Origin of the sequence: Oscillibacter sp. CU971 (assembly GCF_905219725.1) — a bacterium.
GTDB lineage: Bacteria > Bacillota > Clostridia > Oscillospirales > Oscillospiraceae > Oscillibacter.
Genome location: NZ_CAJMXG010000010.1, coordinates 23,939 through 34,903, shown reverse-complemented (window position 1 = coordinate 34,903; position 10,965 = coordinate 23,939). Strand labels below are relative to the sequence as shown.

Annotated in this window: 10 protein-coding genes; 3 read left to right on the top strand and 7 right to left on the bottom strand. The window is 60.7% G+C overall.

Annotated features, from left to right (window positions below; all coding sequences use genetic code 11):
* Window positions 1-83: 83 nt before the first annotated feature.
* A complete protein-coding gene (spoIVA, locus tag JX325_RS01880) occupies window positions 84-1,559 on the bottom strand; it encodes a stage IV sporulation protein A (protein ID WP_204789484.1) in 1,476 nt (491 codons plus the stop codon).
* 221 nt (window positions 1,560-1,780) lie between these two features.
* On the opposite strand from spoIVA, the gene JX325_RS01875 reads away from it, so the two are divergent.
* The 3 genes from JX325_RS01875 to JX325_RS01865 all read left to right on the top strand — a co-directional run bounded on the left by JX325_RS01875 (window position 1,781) and on the right by JX325_RS01865 (window position 4,247).
* Window positions 1,781-2,680, top strand: a complete 900-nt coding sequence (locus tag JX325_RS01875) for a transporter substrate-binding domain-containing protein (RefSeq protein WP_374220574.1) — start codon at window positions 1,781-1,783, stop codon at window positions 2,678-2,680.
* A gap of 94 nt (window positions 2,681-2,774) precedes the next feature.
* Window positions 2,775-3,464 (top strand): amino acid ABC transporter permease, encoded by a 690-nt coding sequence (locus JX325_RS01870; RefSeq protein ID WP_204789483.1) that lies wholly within the window; start codon window positions 2,775-2,777, stop codon window positions 3,462-3,464.
* Between the two features lie 15 nt (window positions 3,465-3,479).
* Window positions 3,480-4,247, top strand: coding sequence for an amino acid ABC transporter ATP-binding protein (locus tag JX325_RS01865; RefSeq protein ID WP_279380493.1), 768 nt, complete (start codon window positions 3,480-3,482; stop codon window positions 4,245-4,247).
* A 70-nt stretch (window positions 4,248-4,317) separates the two neighbouring features.
* On the opposite strand, the gene JX325_RS01860 is transcribed toward JX325_RS01865, so the two are convergent.
* The 6 genes from JX325_RS01860 to rlmN form a co-directional block, all read right to left on the bottom strand.
* Window positions 4,318-5,856 carry an SPOCS domain-containing protein gene (locus JX325_RS01860; RefSeq protein WP_204789482.1) on the bottom strand — a complete coding sequence of 513 codons (1,539 nt, stop codon included), beginning with the start codon at window positions 5,854-5,856 and terminating at the stop codon, window positions 4,318-4,320.
* Window positions 5,857-6,018: 162 nt separating this feature from the next.
* Entirely contained in the window at window positions 6,019-6,222 is a 204-nt protein-coding gene (locus JX325_RS01855; protein ID WP_204789487.1) for a hypothetical protein, read from the bottom strand.
* Window positions 6,223-6,313: 91 nt separating this feature from the next.
* Complete coding sequence (rsgA, locus tag JX325_RS01850; protein ID WP_204789481.1) at window positions 6,314-7,195, bottom strand: ribosome small subunit-dependent GTPase A; 882 nt, start codon at window positions 7,193-7,195, stop codon at window positions 6,314-6,316.
* Window position 7,196: 1 nt separating this feature from the next.
* The gene (gene pknB, locus JX325_RS01845) at window positions 7,197-9,188 is read right to left on the bottom strand and encodes a Stk1 family PASTA domain-containing Ser/Thr kinase (RefSeq protein ID WP_204789480.1); all 1,992 of its coding nucleotides are present in this window, start codon (window positions 9,186-9,188) and stop codon (window positions 7,197-7,199) included.
* A 15-nt stretch (window positions 9,189-9,203) separates the two neighbouring features.
* The gene (locus JX325_RS01840; RefSeq protein ID WP_204789479.1) at window positions 9,204-9,935 is read right to left on the bottom strand and encodes a Stp1/IreP family PP2C-type Ser/Thr phosphatase; all 732 of its coding nucleotides are present in this window, start codon (window positions 9,933-9,935) and stop codon (window positions 9,204-9,206) included.
* Window positions 9,932-10,963, bottom strand: coding sequence for a 23S rRNA (adenine(2503)-C(2))-methyltransferase RlmN (rlmN, locus tag JX325_RS01835; RefSeq protein ID WP_204789478.1), 1,032 nt, complete (start codon window positions 10,961-10,963; stop codon window positions 9,932-9,934). The genes JX325_RS01840 and rlmN overlap by 4 nt, the downstream gene beginning before the upstream one ends.
* Between the last annotated feature and the right edge of the window lie 2 nt (window positions 10,964-10,965).

The window sequence follows — 10,965 nt, the reverse complement described above, 5'->3', positions numbered from 1 at the left end:
CGCTCGCATAGCTGCGTCGCTCATTTTTCTGTATCATTCCCTCATTATACTACTTTTCCCTCTATTGGTACAGCTTCATAGAGTTATAGGATAATGCAGATAAGCCCCCCGCTGCCCTCGTTGATGATGCGGGTCAGGGTCTCCTGAAGCTTCTTCCGGGCGTCGTCCGGCATCCGTTTCAGCTTGCCCTGGAGGTCGTCGCTGACCAGTTCATGGAAGCTCCGGCCAAAGATGTTGGACTGCCAAATCTTGCTGGTGTCCCCCTCGAACTCCTGGAGCAGGTAGTTTACCATATCCTCGGACTGCTTTTCGTTCCCCACGATGGGCGACACCGCCGTCTCAATGTCCGCCCGGATCATGTGGATGCTGGGGGCGCTGGCTTTCAGCTTCACGCCGTAGCGGCCTCCCTGCTTCATGATTTCCGGCTCTTCCAGCTTCAGCTCGTCGATGCTGGGCACCACGATGCCATAGCCCGTTTCCTTCACATCCCGCAGGGCCCCGGCTACCTTGTCGTACTCCGCCTTTACCGCCGCCAGGCGGGTCAGCAGGCTCATCAAATCCCCGTCGTCCCCCACCTCAAAGCCGGACTGCTCCGACAAGGTGTGATAGAATAGTTCCCGGGGCAGGCTCAGGCTGGCCGCCGCCACGCCGGTGCCCAAGTCAATGGAGGTAATTTTCGCCTCACTGATGTTCTCGCAGGCCCCCAGGGCGGAGATGACGCCCTCCACCTCCCGGATGTGCTGAAGCTGGGAGGTTCCCTGGCGCACCGCGTCGTAGAGGCTGGCCTTGATGGGGTGATCTGNCGGCAGGGCGTCCACCCAAGGGGGCAGGAACAGGTCCAGCTCCTGCATGGGGAACTCATAGAGGACGGCCCGCAAGATATCCGCCACGTCCTCCTCCCCCAGGTCCAGGCAGTTTACCGGGACGCAGTTCACCTCATAGCGGCTGCTGATATCCCGGGCAATGGCCTCCGCCCGGTCGCTTTTGGGGTCCACGGAGTTCAGCAGGACGATGAAGGGCTTTCCCAGCTCCTGGAGCTCCCGGACCACCCGCTCCTCCGCCTCCAGGTAGTCCTCCCGGGGAATGTCGGAGACGGTGCCGTCGGTGGTGATGACAATCCCGATGGTGGAGTGCTCCGAGATCACCTTCCGGGTGCCGATTTCCGCCGCCTCCGTCATGGGAATCTCGTGATCGTACCAGGGAGTGGTCACCATCCGGGGGGCGTCGTCCTCAAACTGGCCGATGGCCCCCCGTACCATGTAGCCTACGCAGTCGATGAGCCGCACGGAGAAGGACGCGCCGTCGGGCAGCTGCACCTGGGCCGCCTCCTCCGGGACGAACTTGGGCTCCGCCGTCATGATGGTCCGGCCGGAACCGCTCTGGGGCAGCTCATCCCGGGCCCGCTCCTTGCGGTATACATTTTCAATGTTGGGAATTACCTGGGTTTCCATGAAGCGCTTGATGAAGGTGGACTTGCCGGTCCGCACCGGGCCCACCACGCCGATGTAGATATCCCCCGCCGTGCGGGTGGCGATATTCTGATAAATGGTCGTGTTCATAGCATCCCGTCCTTTTTCCGCTCCATATTCATGTTCCAATCTATGCCCGTCCGGCGGAAAGTATGACGGCCCATCTTGTTTTGGAGAAAACACACAAGGAAGTTTCGCCTCCGGCCGGGCTGATTTGGTCGAAATCACGCTTTACAGGTGTTCTTTAATATGGTAAACTGCTAGCGTATTAAACGAACAGGCTTGCCTGTTCCATTTTGGAGGATGAAAGCATGATGAAAAGCAAGAAGTTTTGGGCCCTCCTGCTGGCCCTTGCCATGGTCCTGAGCCTGGCCGCCTGCGGCGGCAAGGACGCAAGCTCCGATAAAAGCGGAGACGCCGGACCCTCAGCGGCCGCTCCCGAGGACCAGACCTCCGGCGGCGCCGGAGACGAGCAAAAGNACTCTGACAGCGATCTGNCCTATGTCCAGAACNAAGGAACCCTGGTGGTGGGCATGACGGACTTCGCCCCCATGGACTACCGGGACGCCAACGGCAATTGGATTGGCTTTGACGCCGACATGGCCTCCGCTTTCGCCGAGAGCCTGGGCGTTAAGGTGGAGTTCCAGGNAATCACCTNGGATTACAAGNTNANGGAGCTGGATGCCAAGAGCATCGACTGTGTCTGGAACGGCATGACCTTAAATGACGAGGTAAAAGCGGCCATGGACACCGGAAACGCCTACTGCCTCAACGCCCAGGTGCTGGTGGTCCCCGCCGATAAGGCCGCGGATTTTGAAAGCCTGACCAGCCTGGAGGGCCTGAACGTGGCCGTGGAATCCGGTTCCGCCGGTGAGNACGCCGCCGGGGCCCTGGGCGCTTCCACCACCGCCGTGGCGAAGCAAGCCGACGCGCTGATGGAGGTTTCCGCTGGTACGGCCGACGCCGCCGTTATTGACCTTCTGATGGCCGGAGCCATGATCGGTGAGGGAACCAACTACGCGAACCTGACCTATACCGTCAACCTGAACACCGCCCAGGGCCTGGAGTCCGAGGAGTACGGCGTGGGCTTCCGCAAGGGGTCCGATCTGGTGGCCGCGTGGAATGACTTCTGGTCCACCGCCATTGCCGACGGTTCCGTCCTGGAAACCGGCACCACTTATGGCGTACAGGAGTCCCTGATTTTAGAGTAAGTCCTTCCTGATTTCCATCCGCAAAGGCAGAGAGGTTCCCTCTCTGCCTTTGGACGGTTTTCCTCCCCTAAATTTCCAATGAGAGGACGATTCCATGCTTTCCTTTTTTAGCTCCACCGAATTTCTGACAGTTGTAACCGCCTTGAATACCGGCTTTATCAAAACCCTCCAGCTTTTTTTCGTCACGCTGGTGGGGGCGGTTCCCCTGGGGCTGGTCATCTCCTTCGGCTCCATGAGCCGTATTCCCCCCCTGCGCTGGCTGACGAAAACCATAGTCTGGATGATCCGGGGCACGCCTCTGGTCCTCCAGATCATCGCTCTCTACTATGTGCCTGGCTTGAAGGGCTTCCACATCTGGAGCGGAGGCGAGTCCGGGCGGTTTACCGCCGTGGCGGTGGCCTTTGTCATCAACTACGCGTGCTATTTCTCGGAGATTTACCGGGGCGGCATCCAGGGCGTGCCCGTGGGACAGCAGGAGGCCGGGCTGGTGCTGGGTATGACGAAGCGGCAGATTTTCTTTAAGATCACGCTGCTGCAAATGGTCAAGCGCATCGTCNCCCCCATGTCCAACGAGATCATCACCCTGGTCAAGGATACCTCCCTGGCCCGGGTCGTGGCCCTGCAGGAGGTCATCTGGATGGGCGAATCCTTCATGAAGGGCAACCAGGGCTACGCGGGACTGGTGTGGCCGCTGTTTTTTACGGCGGTGTACTACCTTGTGTTCAGCGGCGTGGCGACCATCCTCCTGGGGAAACTGGAAAAGAAACTGGAATATTTCCGTTGAGAGGAGTTGACGGCGATGGCGATTTTAGCGGTCCAACACATTGAAAAGCACTTCGGGGACACCCAGGTCCTCAGCGATATCAGTTTTTCTCTGGAGGAGGGGCAGGCCCTTTCCATCATCGGCTCTTCCGGCTCCGGCAAGACGACCCTGCTCCGCTGCCTGAATTTCCTGGAGCGGCCGGATCATGGCTCTATTGCCGTGAAGGGCGGCGTTATCTTTGACGCGGCAGACCCCTCCACACAAGCGGAGAAGGACATCCGCCAGAAGCGGCTTCACTTCGGCTTGGTGTTTCAGAATTTCAACCTCTTTCCTCAGTACACGGCATTGCAGAACGTCACGCTGGCCCGGGAACTGCTGGTCAAGGAACGGGGCGGCGAGAGCAAGGAGGAGATCATAAAAGCGGGCCGGGAGCTGCTGGCTCAGATGGGCCTGGCGGATCGGGCGGACCACTACCCCCACCAGCTTTCCGGCGGACAGCAGCAGCGGGTGGCTATTGCCCGGGCGCTGGCCCTCCACCCGGACATCCTCTGCTTTGACGAGCCCACCTCCGCTCTGGACCCGGAGCTCACCGGGGAGGTGCTGCGGGTTATCCGCTCCCTGGCGGAACAAAAAACCACGATGATCATCGTCACCCATGACATGGCCTTTGCCCGGGACGTGGCGGACCAGGTGATCTTTATGGACGGCGGCATCATCGTGGAGCAGGGCGACCCCAGGGAGGTCTTCGATCATCCGAAGGAGGAGCGGACGAAGCAGTTCCTCTCCCGGTACGCAAACGGTTGAATTTTCATTTGGATAAGGGGAGCAAGATTACAGTAAAAAGGAGTGCGGGAGGATTCTCCCGCACTCCTTTTTAAGCTCTTTTTCTGGGAATCAGCAGCATCTGGTCCTGGGGAATCTCCCCTTCCTCCTCCAGCTGGTTGGCGGAGAGGATGGCGGCGATGGTGGTGTTATATTTCTTCGCCAAATCCCAGGCGCTTTCCTGCCGCCCGATGCACCGCAGAACCAGAGAAGGCGCGCCGCCCAGGTCCTTGGTATTCTCCGTGTCCAGTTTCGCGGCGGAGACGCATACTTTTTTCACCCTGGCCGCCGCCTCTACGTGGAAGTCCACCGGGAAGCGGACCTCGATCCCCCGGTCGCCCAGAGTGCCCTGGACCTCCTCGGAGCAGATGGCCCGGGCGGTGACGCGGCAGTCCTCCNGCAGTTCCAGCTGACAACCGGCGTCGATGCTCCGCTCCNCCACCAGGGGCACGCCGCCTTCATCTAAGTACATGGCCCGGACCGTCACGCCGGCCCGAAGAACCGCCATGCCTCCCTCCCGGCTGACGGACACCGTGCCGCACTTTGCCGACAGGGCCAGGATGGACTCGGCTACCACGCCGATTTCCAATACCTCCCGCAGGGTCTGGCGGCGGGTCAGGTTCTCGCAGAAGCTGGTGATGCTCAGCGGCGCGGCCTCATAGGTCATATCATAGGCGGTGGAATACAGGTCGCTGAGCAGGGTCAGCTCCTGCTCCTCACGCAGCAGGGCCGTGGCATGGAGATACAGCGTCACGGCAATCTGGCGGCCCTCCGGGTCGTCGCCGTCGATTTGCAGGTCCGTACCCGTCAGCTGTAATTGCAGGTTGGCGGCGGAACCTTCCACGGCCCCCTCCACCTCCATAATCTGAGAAAAGGGCAGCTCCGAGGCGGCGGAGCTGCAGCCGCCGTTGCTGTCCCGGTAGAGCAGGCTGATGGANAACACTCCCTTGAAAATCAGCTTGCTCCCCACAATTTTTGTCTCTGTGACGGTGCTGGAAACCTGACTGGTCAGCAGCTCCGCCGCCCCCTCCCGGCCTGGAGAGAGGTTCATCTCCTCGGTAAAGGTAAAGTCCTTCTCCGCAATGTGGGTCAAAAGAATGGCGTGCTGGTTCTCCTGGCGTTTTTCCACCTGGAGCCCCGGCTCCGCTTCCGTGTCGGCGCAGAAGACCAAGGGCTTGCGCTGGAAACCGGTTATATGGGTCACCAGCTTGCAGTGGGNNAAAATTTTCCNGGGGTTCAGCATCCGGGCCTCCAGAAATTCCGTCTCCGTCTCCGCCGTCAGGTGCTGGCAGCCCGGCAGGGCCCGGCCGTCGCTCTCGGCGGTGAAGGGGATGGCAAATTCCAGGGTGCGGACGCCGCTCTCCCCGTCGGGGGTGTAGAGCACCGTGACCCGGACGGTGCCGGAGAGCTCCGCCTTTCCGTCCCGCAGCTCACGGCTGTGGAGGTAGACCTTCCCGTCCGTCTCGATGATGCGGGCAATATCGGGGCAGTAGTCCGGCACGATGGTCTCCGCCGTCTCCTCCTGGGTGAGGGTCAGCTCTCCGCCCGTGTCATAGGCGTCCAAAGACACTTTTTTCAAATCCAGTTCCATGAAGAACTCCTTCCTTTCCCGGCAGGCATAGAATCCATGTCCTACTCTATGCGCCGCCGGGGCGGGATATGTTTCAGACCTTGAAAATCTTCTTTAGAATGCCCCGGAGCATTTTGGGGGACTTCCAAACGACGATATTCATATGACGCCTCCTCTCCATTCTCAACGCCGGCAGCAGGCGCAGCCGCAGCCGATCAGCAGAAACGCGACCAGGAACATCAGCACGCCCACCGGAAACACCACGGAAATCAAAATTCCCGCGCCCAGGGCCACGGCGAAAAGACCCAGCAGACGGATTCCGCCGCCTCCTCCGTTTCCGCAGCCCCCCATTCCAAAGCCGCCAAAGCTCCCGTTTCCACAGTTCATTGCGTCACGCCTCCTTTCCTTCCTCTCCAGTATATACGCGGAGGCTGTCCAGCGTGAAAAACGCCGCCCCAAAAATGGAGGCGGCGTTTTCTCACTTTTTCTCCTGCCAATCCCGCAGGGGCTTCAGCTCCTCGTAGAGGCGAAGGTAGCTGTCGTGGCGGCTCTTTTGCAGCTTCCCCTGCCGGAGCGCTTCCAGCACGGCACAGCCCTTCTCCCGGGTGTGGCTGCATCCCACAAAGCGGCACTGGTCCAGATACGGGGCAAACTCCAGAAAGGTCTCCGGCAGACGGCGCTTTAACGCAAAGTCCAGTTCCTCGGCGTCAAAGGAGGAAAAGCCGGGGGTATCCACCACCTCCGCCCCGCAGGAGAGACGGTGCAGTTCCACATGGCGGGTGGTGTGCCGTCCCCGGCCCAGGGCCGTGCTGACCTCCCCCACCTGGAGGTGAAAATCCGGGTCCAGCGTGTTTAAAATGCTGGATTTCCCTACGCCGGAGTTTCCTGTAAAGGCAGATAGCTTTCCGGATATCAGACCCTTCAAATCCGCGATGCCTTCCCCGGTTTCCGCGCTGACCCNCAGGGTTGGGAAGCCGGAAGCCCGGTATATCTCATAGAGACGGTCCGCCGGGTCCAGGTCACACTTGTTCAGCACCACCGCCACAGCGCAGTCCTTCAGCGCGGCAATGGCAGCTACCCGGTCAATGAGAAAGGGATCTGTCTTGGGGATAGNGGCGGAGGCGATAACCACCAGCTGGTCGATGTTGGCCACAGCGGGTCGGGCGAACNNATTCCGCNGGGGCAGGATTGTTTCCACAAACCCTTCCCCATTGCCCAGCTCCCGGACCTCCACCCGGTCCCCCACCAGGGGGGAAATCCCTTCTTTGCGGAATTTCCCCCTGGCCCGGCAAGTCAAAACCGTTTCTCCGGTGTCCACATAATAGAAGCCGCTGAGGGCCTTTTGAATCCGTCCCGTCATACTATTCNAATGTTATTTCCTGAGTCTGATCCTGGGCAAGCACAGTGTCAAAATAGACCTTGATGGTCTGCGTGCCGGAGCCTTTGAGAGTCACATTGGCTGTCATATCCGAGCAACGTACCCGTTCGTCATACTGCGGATTTTCTTCATCGCCCACGTAAACCTGTACCAGGACCGTCGTACCTCCATCCTGGGGCAGCGGAATTCCGATGGTTATTTCCTTGACGGTGATTCCCTTGCTGACTTTGAATTGAATAGTGTCCCCCTCTTCCACAGTGGTAAGAGGTTCCAGGCTCTGCCAGATGACGCTGTTGGGCTCAGCCTCGCTTTCCACATATTCAATATCGCCCTCGCCGCAGACCAGGTGCAGAGAATCGAGCAGGGTCCGCAGCACCTGGTCGATCTGCATGCCGACAAAGTTGGAAACGACCACCGGCTTTTGTTCCGTCCCCTTGCTGACGATCAGGCGGACGATGTCGCCGTCTTTCAGTTCCTCGCCCTCGGCAGGGATACTGCGAATGATAAAGCCCTCCGNGATCTNGTNNTTGAACTCCATTTCGGCNTCGTCGGCNATGATTTCCAGGTTGTATTTCGTCTTNAGGTCTTTCAGAATTACATTCGCCTGGGCCACGGTCTTATTGGTCACGTCCAGCATCTCTCCCGTGTCCTCCCCGGCGCTGACCCAGACCTCGATGGTCAGGTTATCGCCCTTGCGGTGGCTCCGTTCTGTGGGATTCTNCCGGACGATGACCCCTTCCGGGTACTCGTCATTGAACTCGCTGCCCTTTTCCTCCAGGATGAAGACGTCCTTCACCTCCGCCAGGTTGGCGGCCTGCTCCGGCGTGTAACCCACCACCGAGGGCACCACATAGGTCTGAGGCTCCTGGGTCTGCTGCCGGATGGAATCCGTGACCATGTTAAACAGCACATAGACCAGCGCCAGGGCCAGCACCACCGTGATGCCCACCAGCACCTTCACCCCGGCGCCCCCCCCCCGGCGGGGCGGCTCATAGTCGTCGTCATAATCCCGGAAGCGCTCCCGGACCCGCTCCGGCTCCCGGTTTTTCGGCGTGGGATGAAGGGTCCGGTCATAGGTGCGGATGGGCTNAGTGGGCTCCGCCGGCTCCTCCGGCCGGAGATCCATCATGGTAAAGTCCAGGTTAATGTTGGGGTTCTTCCGGAAATCCTCCAGGTCGGCGATCATGGCGTCGGCGGAGGCGTAACGGCGGCTCAGGNCCGGGGTCATGGCCTTCATGCAGATGAGCTCCAGCTGCTGGGGGATCTCCGCGTTCAGCTCCCGGGGCGCCAGGGGCACGGAGCTGAGGTGCTGGATGGCCACGGACACGGCGGAATCCCCCTCGAAGGGCAGCCGCCCGGTGAGCATCTCATACATAACCACGCCGGAAGAATAGATGTCGCTGCGGGCGTCGGTCCGCTCCCCTCTCGCCTGTTCCGGCGAAATGTAGTGAACGGAGCCCAAGGCCTCCTGGGTCAGAGTCTGTGCGGAGTTTTCCAGGCAGGCGATGCCGAAATCGGCCACCTTCACGCTGCCGTCCCGGAGGACCATCACGTTCTGGGGCTTGATGTCCCGGTGGACAATGCCCCGGCTGTGGGCGTGGCTGAGGCCTCGCATGATTTGGGTGATGAAGTGCAGGGACTCCCGCCAGTTCAGCTGGCCCCGCTTCTCCATATATTGCTTTAATGTGATGCCGTCGATGAGCTCCATAACGATATATTCCGTGTCCCCTCCCCGGCTCACGTCGTAGACCGACACGATGTTGGGGTGGGACAACTGGGCCACGGCCTGGGACTCCGCGTTAAACCGGCNGCGGAAGTCCTCGTCCTGGGCCAGATCGCTTTTCAATATTTTTAGGGCTACAAGGCGATTGAGCCGGTGGCATTTCGCCTTGTAGACTACCGCCATGCCTCCGGTGCCGATGCGCTCCAGAATTTCATNGCGGTTGTCCAGCATTTTTCCAATGTACTGATCCATGCAGCTCCTCCTTCNTTACAGCTTCTTCGCCAGGACGACGGTGACATTGTCCGACGCGCCCCGGCTCTTGGAGATGGCCAGCAGCCGTTCCATGCAGGTGTTCGTATCGCCGTGAAGGACCTCCCGCATAATCTCCTCGTCCGTGACCGTATTCACCAGCCCGTCGGTACACAGCAGGAGGAAGTCCCCCGGCAGGAGCTGGCAGGTGTAGCAGTCGCACTCCGGATCGATATCCGGGCCCAGCGCACGGGTGATGAGGTTCCGGTTGGGGTGGCGGCGGGCCTCCTCGGCGGTGATGTCCCCCCGCTCCACCATGTGCTCCACCAGGGAGTGATCCCGGGTCACCTGGTGGATGCGCTGCTTATTGATATGATACGCCCGGCTGTCNCCCACATTGGCGATGACCACGCCCCCNTCNANGGAAACGGCGGAGACCAGGGTGGTCCCCATGCTGTGATACTCCTCCGAGGTCCGGGCGGCCTCCCGCACGGCGCGGTTCGCCAGGGCCACCGCCACCACGGAGATCTCCCGGAGCCGGTCCGGCTTGGCCTCCTGCGAGAGGCGCTTTTCCATCTCCGCGGAAAAGGTGTCCACGGCAATGCGGCTGGCCAGCTGTCCGCCGGCGGCCCCGCCCATCCCGTCGCAGACCACGCAGATCGTGTGTCCAAAAGCCGTCTTCACCGCGTAGGCGTCCTGATTCTCTTTACGGACGAGGCCGGTGTCGGTCATGCTCCATAGATTCATCATTGGGAATCCTCCCCTTTCTCTGCCTTCCTGCGGAGTTGTCCGCAGGCGGCGTCTATATCTCCACCCAGGCTCCGCCGCACGGTGGCGGTTAAGCCGTGAGATTCCAGGCGTTTTTGAAACGCCGCCGTCCGGCGGGAGGGCCGGAAGGGGCTTTCCGTCACGTCGTTCAGCGGAATCAGGTTCACATGGCCGGGCATCCCCCNCAGCCNCTTNGCGATAAGGTCCGCCTGCCAGTCCTGGTCGTTCACGCCGTCGATCATGGCGTACTCNAAGGAGATCCGCCGCCCGGTCTTCTGGAAATACGCATGACAGGCGGCAAACAGCTCCTCCACGTCATAGGCCCGGTTAACGGGCATGAGCCTGGACCGGGTTTCCCGGTCTGGCGCGTGGAGGGATACGGATAAGGTCAGCTGCAAACCCAGCTCCGCCAGGCGGCGGATTCCCGGCAGGACGCCGCAGGTGGACAGGGAGATGTGCCGCATCCCAATGTTCAGCCCGTCGGGGCAGTTGACGATCTCCAGGAATTTCAGCACGGCGTCCANGTTGTCCATGGGCTCTCCGATGCCCATCAGCACAANGTTGGAAATGGGNGCCCCGGAGNCCTTCTGGGTGAAGATCACTTGGTCCAGCATCTCCCCCGGGGTCAAGTCCCGGACCTTTCCCGCAACGGTGGACGCGCAGAAGGNGCAGCCCATCCGGCAGCCCACTTGGGAGGAGATGCAGACGGTATTCCCATGGTGATAGCGCATCAGCACGGACTCGATGCAGTTGCCGTCCGCCAGTTCCCACAGGTATTTGATGGTGCCGTCCTTAGCGGAGGCCTGTTTCCGGGCCACCGTTGGAACGCTTAGGCTACAGGTTTCCACCAGACGCTCCCGCAGGGACCGGGGCAGATTGGACATCTCGTCAAAGGAGGCCGCACCCCGGCTCAACCAGGAGAAAACCTGCTTTCCCCGGAAGGAGGGCTCCCCCAGTCCCTGAAGGAAGTCCCGCAGCTCCGGGAGGGTCATGGATTTGATATCGGTCATGG

Coding starts and splice junctions, on each gene's coding strand:
- JX325_RS01865 (WP_279380493.1), top strand. CDS start 3,480: ATGGCGATTTTAGCGGTCCAACACATTGAAAAGCACTTCGGGGACACC.
- JX325_RS01855 (WP_204789487.1), bottom strand. CDS start 6,222: ATGAACTGTGGAAACGGGAGCTTTGGCGGCTTTGGAATGGGGGGCTGC.